The sequence below is a fragment of the Acinetobacter sp. GW821-FHT09D10 genome (assembly GCF_059416285.1).
In genome coordinates, this window is sequence record NZ_JBWKOW010000001.1 from 697,320 (window position 1) to 713,575 (window position 16,256).

Annotated in this window: 19 protein-coding genes; 8 read left to right on the top strand and 11 right to left on the bottom strand. The window is 39.7% G+C overall.

Going from position 1 to position 16,256, the window contains the following annotated elements:
• Positions 1 to 23: 23 nt before the first annotated feature.
• A complete protein-coding gene (locus AC07M3_RS03265; protein WP_424608193.1) occupies positions 24 to 431 on the bottom strand; it encodes a DUF2000 family protein in 408 nt (135 codons plus the stop codon).
• A 155-nt stretch (positions 432 to 586) separates the two neighbouring features.
• Between AC07M3_RS03265 and AC07M3_RS03270 the strand changes: the two genes are divergently transcribed.
• Positions 587 to 1,189: a LysE family translocator gene (locus tag AC07M3_RS03270; RefSeq protein WP_348887978.1), complete on the top strand. Its 603-nt coding sequence runs from the start codon at positions 587 to 589 to the stop codon at positions 1,187 to 1,189.
• Between the two features lie 47 nt (positions 1,190 to 1,236).
• On the opposite strand, the gene AC07M3_RS03275 is transcribed toward AC07M3_RS03270, so the two are convergent.
• Together AC07M3_RS03275 and AC07M3_RS03280 are read right to left on the bottom strand one after the other, a co-directional pair.
• Complete coding sequence (locus tag AC07M3_RS03275; protein ID WP_494566499.1) at positions 1,237 to 2,055, bottom strand: AraC family transcriptional regulator; 819 nt, start codon at positions 2,053 to 2,055, stop codon at positions 1,237 to 1,239.
• A 39-nt stretch (positions 2,056 to 2,094) separates the two neighbouring features.
• Positions 2,095 to 3,015, bottom strand: coding sequence for a LysR family transcriptional regulator (locus AC07M3_RS03280; protein ID WP_494566500.1), 921 nt, complete (start codon positions 3,013 to 3,015; stop codon positions 2,095 to 2,097).
• Positions 3,016 to 3,140: 125 nt separating this feature from the next.
• Here AC07M3_RS03280 and AC07M3_RS03285 point away from each other — a divergent pair, with 125 nt between their 5' ends.
• The 5 genes from AC07M3_RS03285 (at position 3,141) to AC07M3_RS03305 (ending at position 8,711) form a co-directional block, all read left to right on the top strand.
• Positions 3,141 to 3,878 carry an SDR family oxidoreductase gene (locus AC07M3_RS03285; protein WP_494566501.1) on the top strand — a complete coding sequence of 246 codons (738 nt, stop codon included), beginning with the start codon at positions 3,141 to 3,143 and terminating at the stop codon, positions 3,876 to 3,878.
• A gap of 240 nt (positions 3,879 to 4,118) precedes the next feature.
• Positions 4,119 to 4,628 (top strand): rhodanese-like domain-containing protein, encoded by a 510-nt coding sequence (locus AC07M3_RS03290; RefSeq protein WP_494566502.1) that lies wholly within the window; start codon positions 4,119 to 4,121, stop codon positions 4,626 to 4,628.
• Between the two features lie 18 nt (positions 4,629 to 4,646).
• Entirely contained in the window at positions 4,647 to 5,588 is a 942-nt protein-coding gene (epsC, locus tag AC07M3_RS03295) for a serine O-acetyltransferase EpsC (protein ID WP_080026793.1), read from the top strand.
• A 251-nt stretch (positions 5,589 to 5,839) separates the two neighbouring features.
• Positions 5,840 to 6,772, top strand: a complete 933-nt coding sequence (locus AC07M3_RS03300) for a family 2A encapsulin nanocompartment shell protein (protein ID WP_231763611.1) — start codon at positions 5,840 to 5,842, stop codon at positions 6,770 to 6,772.
• The gene (locus AC07M3_RS03305) at positions 6,747 to 8,711 is read left to right on the top strand and encodes a family 2A encapsulin nanocompartment cargo protein cysteine desulfurase (protein ID WP_494566503.1); all 1,965 of its coding nucleotides are present in this window, start codon (positions 6,747 to 6,749) and stop codon (positions 8,709 to 8,711) included. Before AC07M3_RS03300 ends, AC07M3_RS03305 begins: the two co-directional genes overlap by 26 nt.
• A 450-nt stretch (positions 8,712 to 9,161) precedes the next feature.
• Here AC07M3_RS03305 and AC07M3_RS03310 read toward each other — a convergent pair whose 3' ends face one another.
• Both AC07M3_RS03310 and AC07M3_RS03315 read right to left on the bottom strand, forming a co-directional pair.
• Entirely contained in the window at positions 9,162 to 9,800 is a 639-nt protein-coding gene (locus AC07M3_RS03310; RefSeq protein WP_494566504.1) for a LysE family translocator, read from the bottom strand.
• A complete protein-coding gene (locus tag AC07M3_RS03315; RefSeq protein ID WP_494566505.1) occupies positions 9,801 to 10,442 on the bottom strand; it encodes an alanyl-tRNA editing protein in 642 nt (213 codons plus the stop codon).
• 90 nt (positions 10,443 to 10,532) lie between these two features.
• On the opposite strand from AC07M3_RS03315, the gene AC07M3_RS03320 reads away from it, so the two are divergent.
• Positions 10,533 to 11,468 (top strand): LysR family transcriptional regulator, encoded by a 936-nt coding sequence (locus AC07M3_RS03320; RefSeq protein ID WP_133746267.1) that lies wholly within the window; start codon positions 10,533 to 10,535, stop codon positions 11,466 to 11,468.
• Between the two features lie 244 nt (positions 11,469 to 11,712).
• On the opposite strand, the gene AC07M3_RS03325 is transcribed toward AC07M3_RS03320, so the two are convergent.
• The 5 genes from AC07M3_RS03325 to AC07M3_RS03345 form a co-directional block, all read right to left on the bottom strand.
• The gene (locus AC07M3_RS03325) at positions 11,713 to 12,579 is read right to left on the bottom strand and encodes a cysteine ABC transporter substrate-binding protein (protein WP_494566506.1); all 867 of its coding nucleotides are present in this window, start codon (positions 12,577 to 12,579) and stop codon (positions 11,713 to 11,715) included.
• Between the two features lie 82 nt (positions 12,580 to 12,661).
• Positions 12,662 to 13,522: a transporter substrate-binding domain-containing protein gene (locus AC07M3_RS03330; RefSeq protein ID WP_494566507.1), complete on the bottom strand. Its 861-nt coding sequence runs from the start codon at positions 13,520 to 13,522 to the stop codon at positions 12,662 to 12,664.
• Between the two features lie 31 nt (positions 13,523 to 13,553).
• The gene (locus tag AC07M3_RS03335) at positions 13,554 to 14,285 is read right to left on the bottom strand and encodes an amino acid ABC transporter ATP-binding protein (protein ID WP_004642454.1); all 732 of its coding nucleotides are present in this window, start codon (positions 14,283 to 14,285) and stop codon (positions 13,554 to 13,556) included.
• 2 nt (positions 14,286 to 14,287) lie between these two features.
• Entirely contained in the window at positions 14,288 to 14,953 is a 666-nt protein-coding gene (locus AC07M3_RS03340; RefSeq protein WP_494566508.1) for an amino acid ABC transporter permease, read from the bottom strand.
• Positions 14,943 to 15,602 carry an amino acid ABC transporter permease gene (locus tag AC07M3_RS03345; protein WP_017386114.1) on the bottom strand — a complete coding sequence of 220 codons (660 nt, stop codon included), beginning with the start codon at positions 15,600 to 15,602 and terminating at the stop codon, positions 14,943 to 14,945. Before AC07M3_RS03345 ends, AC07M3_RS03340 begins: the two co-directional genes overlap by 11 nt.
• Positions 15,603 to 15,665: 63 nt before the next feature.
• Between AC07M3_RS03345 and AC07M3_RS03350 the strand changes: the two genes are divergently transcribed.
• Positions 15,666 to 15,779 (top strand): hypothetical protein, encoded by a 114-nt coding sequence (locus AC07M3_RS03350; RefSeq protein WP_080547582.1) that lies wholly within the window; start codon positions 15,666 to 15,668, stop codon positions 15,777 to 15,779.
• Positions 15,780 to 15,885: 106 nt separating this feature from the next.
• On the opposite strand, the gene AC07M3_RS03355 is transcribed toward AC07M3_RS03350, so the two are convergent.
• A complete protein-coding gene (locus AC07M3_RS03355; RefSeq protein WP_133746270.1) occupies positions 15,886 to 16,170 on the bottom strand; it encodes a GNAT family N-acetyltransferase in 285 nt (94 codons plus the stop codon).
• Positions 16,171 to 16,256 lie beyond the last annotated feature (86 nt).

The window sequence follows — 16,256 nt, forward strand, 5'->3', positions numbered from 1 at the left end:
TCAATATTAAAAAATTATTTAACCTATTGATGTAATGAAAGTCCCTTAATTGCCTTATCAACTGCTTTTTTAGGTCCTCTTAACGCTACCCCGACCAAATTTAATTGATTTGCATCGTCGGCCAAAAAAGCCGCTCGATTATCCTCATCATTTCCTGTAGAAAACATGGCGTGTACATATGGAATAATCGTTAGATCTTGCTCAATTGCTTTACGATGCGCTTTTTGTAGTCCTGATAAATTACCCTCAAATACCAACATCGGTTGCCCTAGCATATTGCCGTACTCATAACCATTTGCATCGATATAAGGTTTACCCAACATTTCAGGTACAGCCGAGGCAATCCCCGTTGCCAAAAAAGCCACAACATTTAGCCTTTGCCAAGTCGCAAGATCATTACGGACAATCAACGCAATTTTTGTGTCGAACATAAACCTCTATCCTGAATCATTTATCTCAAGTTAGTCATCATGCCTAATCCAGATTTTTCTCGTCTTGTACGTTTGTGCAAGCGCAATCACAAACGTACAAGACCCTAAATTTACGAGTCAGTATGCTGGGTTGTTTTTGATTCAGTAGATGCGTTATGGAAATCTTTCTTTATACCTTAAGTGTGATGTATAGCCCCGGCCCAGTAAATTTCATGGGTTTGAATGCGGGACTTACAGGACAGTTCAAAAAAACCATTTATTTTTTTATGGGTGTCGGCTGTGCGATGCTGATGTTATTCATGATTTTTGGATACGCAGGCGCCGCAATTATTCCACAAAAAGCCCTGCACTATATTGCCTTGCTCGGCGCATGTTATACATTCTATCTTGCGTTTCAGATGCTAAAGGCGGATATCGATATTAATGATGAAGCCACTGAAATTCAGACACTTTCTTTCTGGAATGGCTTTTGGATACAAACATTAAATCCAAAAGGGATTTTGGTTATTTTGCCTGTTACAACAATTATGTATCCAACAGCACATATCATTGGTGTTCAAATCTTCTTAGTATCGTTGCTCATTTCGATTGGTGCAGCAGGTGCACCCTGTCTTTATTCGTGGGCTGGTGCAGTGTTAGGCAAAAAAATTAAAAATAAAATTTGGTTTAATCGCTTAAATAAAACTATGGCAATGATGCTAATCATTTCTGGCATATTTATGCTTTACGATTTCTTGAAAGGCATGAATCTAATTTAAGATAAAGTCTATGTCAGTCTAAACAGGCTGACTTTTAAATAACCGGTTTAGGAAGATAACTTATTGATCATCCGCCATCTGGCTGGAGTCAATCCAAATGCTTTTAGAAAATGACGAGTCATGTGACTCTGATCAAAAAATCCTGCAATTAAGGAAGCTTGAGTCAATGACTCTCCATATATTAGACAAGACTTCACAACCTCTAACCTACGCATGGTCATATATCGATGTGGACTTGTACCAAATAGCAGTCGAAAGTCGCGTGAAAGACTCCAACGGTCACGCCCAATATTTTTTTCAATATCATCTAAAGAAATATTTTCAAATAAAGATGCATGTATAAACTCTCTGGCACGTTCCGCTGCGACATAGTCATAAGAGTGAGAAGTTCGCTGTTTTTTATCAGAAATTTCGTAAAGAGTCGTGGCTAAATCATATAAAGCATCTTGCTTTTCTAAAGGATCGATATGCTGGTCTATCCCTTGCAATAAAACATCTGTTGCCTTAAATAAACGGGGGTCCCGACTTAAGCCATTTTCAAAAAATGGTAGAGGCTTACCCTTCATAATTTCCTGTAGGGTTGCAGGCTCTACGTACACCATCCGATATCTAAAACCATCTCGCGTACCGGACTCTCCATCATGTTTTTCATCAGGATGTAAAACCATGGTCATTCCTGGCAAGCTATGTTTCATCTCGCCACGATAATGAAAACTTTGAACACCAGTTAATGTTCGACCAATTGCAAATGTATCATGGCGATGCGATTCGTAAGCATGATCGGTAAAAAAGGCTTCAATTCGTTCTAGGCTATTAGGGTCAGAATTTCTAACAATCCAATCATTTGCATTTGGTAATTCAATCACATATTCACCAAAATTTTATATGTGCTAAGAGCATTCTGCCTATCTATTTACGCTATTATTCACTTGAAAATAGCCTGTATATAACTCACTTAACCAAGCAACAAATGCTCGCACGCGTGGTGATAGCTGCCGATGCTGTGGGTATAAAGCAGAAACTGACATGGTTGGGCTTTTCCCTTCAGGTAAAACCTCGATCAGTCGCCCATCTTTTAATTCATCAGCTACATGGTAACGCGGTACCTGAATTAAACCAGCTCCACGTAAAGCACATAATACATAGTTTTCGGCATCATTTACTGCTATCCAGCTTTTCAAAAAATAATCTTGTTTTTTGCCATTCACCATCAATTCAAATGGATAGTTTCGCCCTCCTGATGTCGAGAAGAAATTAACGCAATAATGTGATAACAAATCCTCTGATTGCTGAGGCCTTCCATATTTATTTAAATAGTCAGGGCTCGCACAAATCACTTGTGGCATATCTGCCAAATGTCGAACAATTAAAGTCGAATCATCCAAACGCCCTGCTCGCACCACACAGTCTATCCCTTCTCTAATAAGATCAACTAAGCGATCACCAGTACTCACGACTAATTCAATATCAGGGTACTGCTCATGAAATTGATCAATATGCGGTAAAACAATTTTAGTCGCATGTGCACCAGATAAATCAATACGTAATAAGCCACGTGGCTGTGCAACGACATTGCGCAAAGAAGATTCGGCATCATCGAGCTCAGATAATATTTGTGTACAACGTTCATAAAATGCCTGTCCATCGAGTGATGGCCTGACATGCCGTGTAGTCCGCTCTAGTAAACGGCACTGTAAATTATTTTCTAACTCTTTAATGGCATTGCTAGCTGTAGCACGTGGAATATTCAGTTGATCGGCTGCCTGACTAAAACTCCCCAGCTCTACTATGCGGGTAAAAAGTTGCAAAGTATCAAATTTATCCATCGTGCTCTCTTTTGGCCAAACTTATTATTAATGTATATGGAATTATCTTATCCAATAATGGGACTTTATCCCATATTTCTACATTATTAAACTAAGCCATACTTACTCGAACAGGCTACTTAAAAATGAATATTTCCAAAAAAACAGCTCTTGTCACTGGTGCATCACGTGGTATTGGTCGTGCTATTGCTGAACGTTTGGCTCAAGATGGTTTTTATGTCGTGATTAATTATGCTGGCAATGCGACGCATGCCCAAGCAACTGTAGACCATATTATTCAGCAAGGTGGTCAAGCGTCTGCCATTCAAGCGGATGTTGCAAATGAACATGAGGTGAGTCTTTTATTTCAGGAGGCAAAAGCCATTAATGGTCAATTAAACGTAGTCGTTCATAGCGCAGGTATTATGCCTATGGCAAAAATTACACCTGAAAGCCTGCCAGATTTTGACAAAGTGATTCATACCAATTTACGTGGTGCATTTTTAATATTGGCTCATGCAGCCGAAACAGTGCCGGATGGTGGCCGAATTATTACGCTTTCAACCAGTGTGATTGCTAAATCTTTTCCTTCATATGGCCCCTATATTGCATCCAAAGCGGGGGTAGAAGGCTTGGTACATGTGTTAGCAAATGAGTTACGCGGCCGAAATATTACTGTAAATGCAGTTGCACCTGGCCCGACAGGTACTGACCTTTTTTACAATGGAAAAACTGACGAGCAGGTTTCGGCTATTGCAAAACTCTCCCCATTGGAAAGAATCGGGACACCTGAAGAAATTGCCAGTGTAGTTGCCATGCTAGCTGGCCCAGATGGACGTTGGGTAAATTCACAAGTCATTCGAGTAAATGGTGGATTTGCTTAATTTTTAAAACCGTGTGGATTATTTTAATTCACATGGTTTTTACTAACTATTAAAAATATTATTCCATCAATTTTATTTAAAATACTTTATAAGATTAATTAATACTGATTTATAAAAAATATCTACCTTTCTTATTTATCAAAAAAATATATATAAATAGATATTCCTTATTTTTGCTTATATTCAAATCAGCGTAAATTCAACAATAACAATCTAGATAGAAGATAAAGGATATTTTTAATGAATGCCAAATTAAATACAGAAAACCATTCTGGTTTTATTTCATCGGGTTCAAATACATCCTTGTCAAACGAAGAGATTCTTTCTAAAGCAAAACAATATGCCCAAGACCATGAGCTTAATTTTAGTGGAAGTTTATCACCCACTGATGCATGGCATCTCGTACAACAAGGACAAGCAGTTTTAGTTGATGTACGTACTAACGAAGAGCGCAAATTTGTAGGATATGTTCCTGAAAGTATTCATGTTGCATGGGCAACTGGCACCTCTTTCAATCGTAATCCACGTTTTTTAAAAGAACTCGAAACCAAGACGGGTAAAGATAAAACCATTCTTTTGTTATGTCGTAGCGGAAACCGCTCCGCATTAGCAGCCGAAGCTGCATTTAATGCGGGTTTTGAGCACATTTATAACGTTCTTGAAGGCTTTGAAGGTGACTTAGATGACAAACAGCAGCGTAATCAAAAAAATGGCTGGCGTATTCATCAACTCCCTTGGCAACAAGACTAAAACTTCAACACATTTTCAGTGAATCAAGGAAAGCTTGTGACTCAATGGAACATTAATGCTGTTGTACAGGGTTTACAACAAGCAAGGCATGACTGGCGTCAGCAACAGCACAGAATCAAAGAATTTGGGGGCCGTGAACTTCCATCTAAAGAAGCTTTGAAAGCTATTTTAGATGATCTCTGCGGGATTTTATTTCCAATGCGTTTAGGCCCTGCCGACTTACGTCAGGAAACTGAAGATTCTTATATTGCCTATACTTTAAATCGGGTACTCACAGCCTTACATGCTCAAGTACAACTGGCTTTAAATTATGAAGCAAAGCGTCATTTGGGTCATTCAAGCACAGCCCAACAGCCACAAGAGCTTGCCCAAAATATTGTTCAAGATTTTGCTAATACCTTGCCTTCTATACGTCGTCTTTTAGATGGCGATGTGCGTGCGGCCTACGAAGGTGATCCAGCAGCACATAGTGTGGATGAGGTATTACTCTGCTATCCAGGCATATTTGCGATTATTCATCACCGAATTGCACATCAGTTATATGCCCAAGTGCCTCTGCTGTCTCGCATTATTTCTGAGTTAGCCCACTCTGCAACGGGAATTGATATTCATCCGGGTGCACAAATCGGTAAAGGATTTTTTATAGATCATGGTACTGGCGTAGTGATTGGTGAAACCAGTGTCATTGGGGAGCGTGTCCGTATTTATCAGGCCGTGACACTTGGGGCAAAACGCTTTGAAACCAATGATGATGGTGCTTTGAAAAAAGATTATACACGCCATCCAATTGTTGAAGATGACGTTGTGATCTATGCAGGTGCCACTATTTTAGGCCGTATCACCATTGGTCGAGGGTCCATTATTGGGGGAAATGTCTGGCTGACACATAGTATTGCTGCAGGTAGCCAGATTTTACAGTCACCAAATGAGTCTTATCAAAAAAATCATATTCCCGGTTAAAAATATAGATGTGAAATAAATAGATAAGGAGACAAATAAATAGTAAGAGCTGAATTAAATTACTTTAATGCTTATTTCTCATTTAAATATATTTTTATTTTAAAGATAGATTTTTAATTAATAAGCCACCTATTCAAAGTTTATAAAACCTTTTTTATTTTTTTAAAACCAGAACTAATTCTAGTTTATAGCAACACTAGAGTTTTTATTTTTTGATTTTACCAAGCCACTGTAATAAGGAAAAATGATTCATGGCGAAAAATACTGATAAAGCCCAACTTGCGCTTGGGGACCATGCGGCCCGCCAACTGGCCAATGCAACCAAGACAGCTCCTCAACTTTCTACGATTACTCCCCGATGGCTGACTCACTTACTTCAATGGCTTCCTGTTGAAGCAGGTATTTATCGCCTAAACCGTGTAAATAATACCGATGATATTCAAGTGGCTTGCACACAACGTGATGAAGCAACTTTACCCCAAACTTTTGTTGATTATGATCCACAGCCACGCGAATACTTTTTGAATGGTGTATCGACTGTTCTGGATGTACATACACGTGTTGCTGACCTTTACAGTAGTCCACATGACCAAATTAAAGAACAGCTCCGTTTAACCATTGAAACCATTAAAGAACGTCAAGAAAGTGAGCTCATCAATAACCCTGAATATGGCTTATTGGCGAGTGTGACAGATGATCAACGTATCTCGACTTTAAATGGCCCACCAACTCCAGATGATTTAGATGATTTATTACGTAAAGTCTGGAAAGAACCAGGGTTTTTCCTAGCACATCCAGATGCAATTGCAGCATTTGGCCGTGAATGTACACGTCGTGGTGTACCGCCTCCAACAGTGAGTTTATTCGGTTCGCAATTTATTACATGGCGCGGAATTCCCCTCATTCCATCTAATAAAATTCCGGTAGAAGATGGTAAAACTAAAATCTTACTGCTTCGTGTCGGTGAAAAACGTCAAGGTATTGTCGGCTTATTCCAACCGGGGCTTGCAGGTGAACAATCGCCGGGGCTTTCAGTGCGTTTTATGGGCATTAACCGTAACGCGATTGCATCTTATCTCATCTCGTTATATTGCTCGCTAGCAGTACTGACTGATGATGCGTTGGCAGTATTAGATGATGTGGAGGTGGACAAATATCATGACTACCCAGTTAACTACAAGTAATCTGCAAGGTAGTCCAAAAGGGTCGGAAGTGACTGGTGTTAACCCACCACCAGCCAACTTCCCTGATGAGTCCACCATTGCTCGTCTTGCTAATGAGTTTTTTTCAGCATTGCCAAGTTCAAGCAGTTCAGCTTCTCCATCGGGCCTTAACTTGGATTTACCTGTAGGTACACCTCCACATCCACCACAACCGGGTGAACCATTTTCTGCTCTTAGTGGTCGTGCACCGAATATCGCCTTTCAGAAAAGTCTTAATCCGGAATATCCTGAGCATATTCCTAACTTACCAGACTATCCTGAACGTCGGATTGTCTCTTCTGCGCCTGTGGTTGGTGGTGCAAATTTACCTCGTCCACCATTTGAGCCACATTTGCCACAAGCTGTTCATAGTGAGCCGAATGTGCCACGTATTGAACCAAACTTACCGACAGGTGCTGGTGAATCACCTTATTATTTTTTAAATGATTTTTCTGCTCCAAATGCAGCAGAACCTTCTGTTACTGGTGTTGAAGATAACTATTCAATTGCGCAGTCTTTTCAGTTGCCGCATGGCGACCAGCTAAAGTCTTTACTCATTGAAGATCGTTTTGCAGCTGATACACCAGCAAAAACCTCACCAAGCTCTGGATTTTATTTCTTAGACTTACCAAAAAGCGGGCAAAGTTATAGTCACTATCAACCATCTCAACCTACCTTTGTAGCAAGTAGTGCTCAGCCACTTGATGTACATGCCATTCGTCGTGATTTTCCAATCTTGCAGGAACGCGTCAATGGTCGCCCGCTAGTCTGGCTTGACAATGCCGCTACTACGCAAAAACCACAGCGCGTGATTGATCGAATTGCTTATTTTTATCAGCATGAAAATTCAAACATTCACCGTGCTGCACATGAGTTAGCAGCTCGTGCGACCGATGCCTATGAACATGCGCGAAATGTAGTTGCCCGATTTATTGGTGCGCCCTCTTCCAAAGAAATTATTTTTGTTCGAGGAACCACTGAAGGCATTAACCTAATTGCAAAAACATGGGGCGAACAAAATATTGGTGAAGGTGATGAAATTATTGTTTCTCACTTGGAGCACCATGCCAATATTGTACCGTGGTATCAACTCACTAAAAAAACTGGAGCAAAATTACGAGTCATTCCTGTTGATGACACAGGTCAAATTATTTTAGAAGAGCTGCCAAAACTGATTAATGAACGCACTAAACTGCTGTCTATTACTCAAGTGTCTAATGCGTTGGGAACAGTTACCCCTGTTGCTGAAGTGATTAAAATTGCTCATGCCAAAGGTGTACGTGTATTGGTTGATGGCGCTCAATCTGTTTCGCATATACCAACCGATGTTCAAGCCCTCGATGCAGACTTTTTTGTGTTCTCTGGGCATAAAGTGTTTGGTCCAACAGGCATTGGTGCAGTCTATGCGAAACCAGAACTGCTAGACACCATGCCAGTTTGGGAAGGTGGCGGCAACATGATTCAGGACGTTACCTTCGAACAGGTAGTTTACCAACCTGCACCCAACAAGTTTGAAGCTGGAACTGGAAACATTGCCGATGCAGTCGGTTTAGGTGCAGCACTTGAATATGTAGAAAGTCTAGGTATTCATAACATTGCTCGCTATGAACATGATTTGCTTGAATATGGTCAAAATGCGCTCAGCAGTGTGTCAGGTTTACGCCTCATCGGAACTGCTCACAATAAAGCCAGTGTGATGTCCTTTACCTTACAAGGCTATTCAACTGAACAGGTCGGTAAGGCTTTAAACCAACATGGTATTGCCGTACGTTCTGGTCATCACTGTGCACAACCAATTTTACGTCGTTTTGGTGTGGAACAAACCGTGCGTCCGTCTTTGGCTTTTTATAACACGACTGAAGAAATTGATTTATTGGTATCGGTATTACATCAACTGACGCGTAATAGGCGTAGTAATTAAATCTATTTCTAGATTAGAAAAGAAAAGACTGCTTTTGAGCGGTCTTTTTTATAAATAACTTGCCAGTATTAGTAAATCCAGCCGAAGGCTATTGAAGAAATTAAAGCTTTAAACGATAAAACTCTGTCGTGCTATCTAAGAGCTTGTGAATAGCTTTAAGTTGAACTAAAAGTCATTAGTGGTTATCAGGGCGGAGTCTTATTATTTGAAATTCGATTTCTAGGTTAGCCTTCGGCTCGAGCTAAGAGTCATCTACAGCCTGCCCATAATTTATAAAAATAATGTTTTTGCAACATTTCCTGATAGATGAAAACAGTGAACAGGTTCTGTAGATGACAAAGTTTTTTGGTTACTTTTTCCAAAAAAAGTAACAGAATTAGCTACGTTCTTCTGATGTATAAACGGTAAGACTCCGTCGCGACAGTCCATCCACTTATAAAGCAAACTAACTTAAACAAACAATCCCCAAATCAATCTCAATGCAATTCCAATTAACAACAGCCCCATCACCCTCTCAAAATAAACACCAAACTCCAAAAATCGTTTACGTACTATTGGATGAGCAAACATTACACTCACGACCATAAACCAGATCGCATTAACCATACACATCCATACGCCATAAAAGATCTGAACTTTCATGGGGGTTGTTACACTCACAATCGTAGTGAAAATCGCCAGAAAAAAGATGGTGGCTTTCGGGTTAAGCGCATTAGTTAAAAAGCCCATGGAAAAAGATTTAAATAAGCTCGGAGCAACTGAATCTGCTTGGTCATTAATCTCAATATTAGTATTCGGCTGACTACGCAAACACTGCCATCCTAAATAAAGCAAATAAGCTGCTCCCGCTGTTCGGATGAGTGACATCAGCCATTCGCTTTGTTGAATTAAAAAGCCAATGCCAACAAGCGTATAAAACACATGAACCGAAATTCCAACACCAATACCAATCGCGGTCATACACCCTATTAAGTAGCCATAACGTACACTTTGTCTTACCGTAATCACAAAATCTGGTCCCGGTAAAATGACTGCCATAAAGTGAATGAGTGCCAGTGTTAAAAACTCATGCCCATACAACTGCCACATTTATTCAGCCTCCTTGGCAACGCTATAGCTAACACTAAGCTTTCCTTTCTTAATCTGATAGGACTGAATTTCTATAAAACCAATATCCCCCAACGCTGCAACATGAGTCCCGCCACAGGGAAATGCAGAAAACTCACCAAAACCGATTTCACGAAAACCATCTGCGTGTTGCTGAAGATTGGCTGGTAAATTAGCCTGAATATATTGTAAACAATGCTGTTCAAGCATTTGAGCATCTAACTGCTGAGCTGTGTCCAAAGCAATGAACTGAACTCGTGCATCATGTGGCCAGTGTTGTGCTTTTACAGCTTGCCAGCCAAATAGCTGCATTACATGTCCAAGCAAATGTCCCGCTGAATGTAAACGGCTATGATAACGACGTCCTGCTTCATCCACTTGTGCAAAAGCCACTCCCAACTCAACAGGTTGTGTGCAGTAATGAATAATTTCCCCTTGTTCAATCGCCACATGCGCTACATCAACTTCTGCGATTTTGCCCGTATCACTCGGTTGACCGCCACCTTGAGGATGAAATGGGGTTGCCGATAAATGCACGGCAAAACGCCCATCTTCACAAGGATTACACGCTAGAACTTCAACCTCAGCGGCAAGAGCACCTGTTAAATACAATGCTTGCGTCATATTTTTCTACATCTACTTTAAGATGAAAAAGATTGTATTGCGATTTCTTAAACGCGATAATCCACTCTAAATCCAAATAACTTTTGCCTCATGAGCACAAATCAAAGTTTAGTTCTGTTAAATGAAATGGCGACTTTCGTGAAAGTGGTCGAGTCAGGGAGTTTTTCTGAAACGGCTCGACAACTCGGTACTACACCCTCTGCGATAAGCCGTGCGATTGCTCGCTTAGAACGTGCTTTGGGAACACGCTTACTTTATCGAACCACACGAAAGCTTCGTTTGAGTGAAAGTGGTCAACAGGTCTATCAACGTTGTTTAGATATGGTCAATGCGGCACAGGCAGTGATGGAAAGTTCAGGCCAATTTCATGTCGAACCGCAAGGAATCATTCGCCTGAGTGTTCCAAAAGCCGTTGGACATTTTATGATTCATCCACATTTACCTGAGTTTTTAGAACGCTATCCCAAAATTGATATTCAAATGCTTTTAGAAGACCGTTATGTTGACTTAATTGATGATGAAGTTGATTTAGCGCTTCGAATTACGGAGCAACCCTCTGGCGGCCTGATGGGACGAAAACTCATTGATATCGATCACTTGATTTGTGCTACACCTGAATATTTGGAAAAACATGGCATACCAACCCATCCTCATGATTTAAAGCAGCATGAATGTATCTATTTGGGTGAACAAATCAGTGATTCAAAATGGAAATTTCAACAAGGGAATAAATCGATTAATGTTGCTGTGCGGGGCCGCTATGCTGCAAATCATACAGGTGTACGTTTAAGCGCAGCCCTACAGCATTTAGGAGTAGCCAGCTTACCCTACTTTGTTGCGCGCCATGCTTTACAACAACAGACTTTGGTTCAAGTTTTACCCGACTGGGATTTTAAGACCTATTACAGTGGAGGCTTGTGGTTACTCTATCCGCCAACACGCCATGTACCACCGAAATTAAGTGTGTTTATTCAATATTTGGCAGATAAATTGGCAGCCGAGCCGACTTTATTTAAGTTCAAATAATATAGAATCAAGGAATTAACACGATGGAATCCTGCCTTTCTATCTCTAAAGCAATCAGCTAATTCTGTTACTTTTTTGAAAAAAGTAACCAAAAAACTTTGTCATCTACAGAACCTGACCACTGTTTGCATCTATAAAAAATATTGCAAAAAATTATCTTTATAAATTATGGGCAGGCTGTAGATGAATCCTAGCTCAAGCAAATACTATCTAGAGTCCTAGTCATTAGAGGCTGTGATTACGACTACTCAACCAATAAATCTTTTGGATTAATCGTATCGCCATAGACTGGTTTCAAAGTCTTTTCATAAGCTTGATGAATTACGCCTTCTTTTGCCAATTTCTCTAAATCTTGGTTCAACCAGTCCAATAACTCTTTATCGCCTTTTTTCACTGCTGGTGCAATTAAGTCTTGCTCACCTAAATTGGTAATGCCAACAGTGTAATTTGGATTTCCTTTAGCCCAAGCTAAAACCAGCAAGTTATCATGTGCTAAAGCAGCACCGCGGCCATCTTTTAAAGCATCAAAGGTTTCAGTGTTCTGTTCATACTTTTGCAGTTTAATTTCAGGATGAGTCTTAGTGAAGAATGAATCAGCCGTCGTGCCTTTGTTCACCAACAAAGTTTTATCTTTAAGTTGAGCAATATCTGTAATTGGATGAGTTTTAGGAGACACCACACCCAAAGCAACTTTTAAATAAGGCTTAGCAAAATCGACTACTTCTTTACGTTCTGGTGTAACTGTAAAGTTTGCAAAAATAATATCTACTTTATTGGCTTTTAAATATTCGACACGGTTTGCAGCTTCAGTTAAAACAAACTCTACTTTGTTTTCATCACCCAACAAGTCTTTAGCAACATGCTTGGCAATCTCTACATCGAAGCCCTGATTTTTACCTTGAGCATCTAAATATCCAAACGGCGGTTTATCGCTAAATACACCAATGCGCACGACACCATTCTTTTTAATCTGCTCAATACTCGACACAGTTTGAGTACTGTCAGCTGTTTTTTCATTAGATTGCGTGCCTTTATCACATGCAACCAAACCTAAACTCAGCAAAGATGCAGCGAGGACATGCTTTATATTTTGTAAAGTTAGTGTTGTCATTATTTCACCCTATCGTTCTTGTAAAAGTCTTATTTAAAATCACAGTGCCTACTTTTAGACACTGCTCTAGCGATATCGAAAATTATTGGCCTACATCTAAAAACACATTAGGATTAACCGATTCACCATAAATTGGTTTTAAGGTTTCATCATAAATTTTCTTAATTTCACCGCTTGTTCTTAGCTGCTTGATTTCAGTATTGAGCCAATTCAATAATTGGGTATTGCCCTTTTTCACTGCTGGTGCAATAAACTCTTGATCACCAATAGACTGGATACCCGCCACATAACTTGGATTCTTCGCAGCCCACGCCAAAGCATAAGTACTATCTTGTGAAATTGCGTCACCACGACCATCAGTCAAGGCTTTGAACGCATCCGAATTTCTTTCAAACTTCAGTAAATTCACTTTCGGATAGTGCTTAGTAAAATAGGTATCTGAACTGGTGCCTTTATTTACAATTAACGTTTTACCTTCCAATTGAGCAATGTCAGTAATTGGTTTGGCTTTAGGAGAGACAATACCGAAAGCACCTTTTAAATAAGGCTCGGCAAAATCTACAACCTCCTTACGTTCAGGCGTTACTGTAAATGTCGCAAACACAACATCGGCACGATTTGATTTTAAAAACTCCACCCGATTTGAAGCCTCAGTCACAATAAACTCAACTTGCTTTTCATCACCGAGCAGATCTTTAGTAACTCGTTTTGCTAAGGCCACATCAAAGCCCTGATTATTGCCAGCACTGTCTACATAACCAAACGGCGGATCATCAGCAAAAACGGCAACTCGCAACACCCCATTTTTTTTGACTTGCTCTAAAGACTGGTCTTCTTGACTATTACTTGCTTGCTCAGTTGATGGCGTTTTACTACATGCCGTTAATAACACCCCAGCAACAGCAATGCTGCTTAATATTTTTATTGAATTACGTTTAAACATTCACTTCCTCATGATTCAAATAATAAAAGACTTAATACGACAAGATATTTAAAAAGGTTTTAGCTCGTTCTGTTTTCGGCTGTTCAAAAAATTCTTCAGGTGGCGCCTGTTCAATAATTTTGCCCTTATCCATAAAAATAATGCGGTCGGCAACCTTACGTGCAAAGGACATTTCATGAGTCACAATCAACATGGTCATCCCCTCATTGGCTAGTTTTAAAACAACATCCAGCACTTCCCTGACCATTTCCGGATCAAGCGCAGCTGTAATTTCATCGAGCAAAATGACTTTAGGTTGCATCACCAGTGAACGAACAATGGCGATACGCTGTTTTTGTCCACCAGAAAGTTGTCGTGGATAATCGAGTTTTCGCTCAAAGAGTCCTACTCGCTTTAACAACTCATCTGCAACTTGTTCAGCTTCATCACGGCGGCGTTTTTGCACTTTGAGTGGTCCGAGCAAAATATTGTCAATCACATTCATATGCCCAAACAGCTCATAGTTTTGAAAAACCATGCCAATTTTTTGACGGGCATTAGTCCAGTCCACATCTTTACCCAAAACACCTGAACCAGTTAAACGGATTTCACCACCTTGAATCGGTTCTAATCCATTAATACAGCGCAGTAAGGTACTTTTACCGCAGCCCGATGGGCCTAAAATTACAACCACTTCTCCTTGTTCTACATCTAGATCAATGCCCTGTAAAATATGACTTTGTGCAAATGATTTCTGTAATTGTTGTATCGATAACAAAGGCATAATTACTCCCAGACCTTTTCTAGATGTGCCGCCAAACGAGATAAGGGATAGCAAATCAGAAAATACAAAATAAAAATAAAGCCATAAATCCAAAGCGAGGCGCTCGGCACAGTCAGAAGCGAATTTTCAATAATTTGCTGGCCCACCTTAATGACCTCAACCACACCAATCAGAACTGCCAAAGAGCTGGTTTTCACCATTCGGGTAAATAAATTAATTGCGCCTGGTGTTACTCGTTTTAGACTTTGCGGAAAAATAACGTAGACCAATGCTTGAACATGAGTCAGTCCCAACGCATAGGCCGAATCGCGTTGATGTTGATCGATCGAGGTAACTGCCGCCCGAACCAAATCGCCCATTTCAGCCGTACCCCATAAAACAAACACGACAACACACACCCACATCGCAGAAAACTGCCAGTTAAACCATGTCGCAAAGCCGAAATAAAAAACAAACAGCAAAACTAAAATTGGAATGATTCGAATCGCTTCTAAATACAGGCGGCACAACGCTTTAACCGCTATGTTTTTAGAAGTCATAATGACACCTAAAACGGTGCCTAAAATTGCAGAAAAAAATACCGAAATAAACGCAATTTTTACGGTTGCCCACAGTCCCCACATTAAACGTTCGAGATGACTTGCCTGAAATAAATAATCAAGTTCCATGGCTCACCTTCCGACTTCTGTATTCCAGATAACTGGTTAAAATAGACACAGGCAATAAAATAATCAGATAAGCCATGATTAATAAGAACAAAGCTTCTGTTGTTTTATAATCCATGCCAATTAAGTCTTTGGTGACAAAAAGCAGTTCAACGACAGCAATGGCACTTACGACCGAACTTTCTTTAATTAAAAATAGACAATTTGCTCCAATTGCTGGAATTGAAATAGCAAGTGCTTGAGGAAAAATGACATATCTAAAAATTTGAATCGGTTGCAGACCGATACTTTTTGCAGAATCAATCTGGCCTTTTGCAACAGACTGTAGCCCCGCTCGAAAAGCTTCTGCCATATAGCTTCCGCCTAAAAATGTGAGTCCAATCACACCACAAGCAAAACCATCGATTTTGATGCCAAGTTTGGGCAAACCGTAATACAAAAAGAATAGTTGAATTAATAAAGGGGTATTTCGAGATAACTCAATATAGAACTGGGCAATTCTATTTAGTACCCGCACGCGATATGTGATTAAAATGCTGCAAATCAGTCCTACAATAATGGCCAAAATAATGCTGATGATTGAAATTTTCAGCGTGGTCAAAGTTGCAGAGAAAAATTGCGGCAACACACTATGGATATACTGCCAGTTCAAGGAAAATTCCAAAAATAATATTAAAACGTTATAAATATTTAGCTTTAATCAGCCATTAAATATTTGTGTACCGAGTTTATTTTTTTCCCAATTGGTCTAAAACTATTTTTATTAGATAAGCTTTTCTATAAGTTTGATAAATTCGATTTGGCAATCGAAAGCATTCAAATTAGTTGATTACAACCGCTTAAAACATGTTCATCACAGTCCATATCTAATAAAAACCAATAAAAAAATCGGACATCAACGCCCGATTTTCATGAAACAACTTTCAGTCTATTGCTTATTTTCTAAGGACATCACCAATGCTTGGATCTTTATCAAATACTGATTTTGCATAAGGGCAAAGCGGAATCACTTTCACATCTTTCTCGCGAACAAAAGCAACTAAAGCATCAAGTAATTGTCGACCTACGCCTTGTCCCCGATAATTTTCATTCACATCTGTGGCATCAATAATCAGCATATTTTCGCCTGCCCATGTATAAGTCATTTCACCTGCCACGGTTTCACCATCAAGTAAACTAAAGCTACCGTGTTTTGTATCATCTTTTTGTTGAATATTCACAATAAATTCCTCTTCTTACGACTCATATTTATTTAAAAATGACTTTGTATATCTTGAACTATAAGAACAAATCTAAGTGTTAAAAA

Coding starts and splice junctions, on each gene's coding strand:
- AC07M3_RS03305 (WP_494566503.1), top strand. CDS start 6,747: ATGACTACCCAGTTAACTACAAGTAATCTGCAAGGTAGTCCAAAAGGG.
- AC07M3_RS03320 (WP_133746267.1), top strand. CDS start 10,533: ATGAGCACAAATCAAAGTTTAGTTCTGTTAAATGAAATGGCGACTTTC.
- AC07M3_RS03280 (WP_494566500.1), bottom strand. CDS start 3,015: ATGGATAAATTTGATACTTTGCAACTTTTTACCCGCATAGTAGAGCTG.
- AC07M3_RS03310 (WP_494566504.1), bottom strand. CDS start 9,800: ATGTGGCAGTTGTATGGGCATGAGTTTTTAACACTGGCACTCATTCAC.
- AC07M3_RS03335 (WP_004642454.1), bottom strand. CDS start 14,285: ATGCCTTTGTTATCGATACAACAATTACAGAAATCATTTGCACAAAGT.
- AC07M3_RS03300 (WP_231763611.1), top strand. CDS start 5,840: ATGGCGAAAAATACTGATAAAGCCCAACTTGCGCTTGGGGACCATGCG.
- AC07M3_RS03325 (WP_494566506.1), bottom strand. CDS start 12,579: ATGACAACACTAACTTTACAAAATATAAAGCATGTCCTCGCTGCATCT.
- AC07M3_RS03315 (WP_494566505.1), bottom strand. CDS start 10,442: ATGACGCAAGCATTGTATTTAACAGGTGCTCTTGCCGCTGAGGTTGAA.
- AC07M3_RS03270 (WP_348887978.1), top strand. CDS start 587: ATGGAAATCTTTCTTTATACCTTAAGTGTGATGTATAGCCCCGGCCCA.
- AC07M3_RS03290 (WP_494566502.1), top strand. CDS start 4,119: ATGAATGCCAAATTAAATACAGAAAACCATTCTGGTTTTATTTCATCG.
- AC07M3_RS03285 (WP_494566501.1), top strand. CDS start 3,141: ATGAATATTTCCAAAAAAACAGCTCTTGTCACTGGTGCATCACGTGGT.
- AC07M3_RS03340 (WP_494566508.1), bottom strand. CDS start 14,953: ATGGAACTTGATTATTTATTTCAGGCAAGTCATCTCGAACGTTTAATG.
- AC07M3_RS03265 (WP_424608193.1), bottom strand. CDS start 431: ATGTTCGACACAAAAATTGCGTTGATTGTCCGTAATGATCTTGCGACT.
- AC07M3_RS03330 (WP_494566507.1), bottom strand. CDS start 13,522: ATGTTTAAACGTAATTCAATAAAAATATTAAGCAGCATTGCTGTTGCT.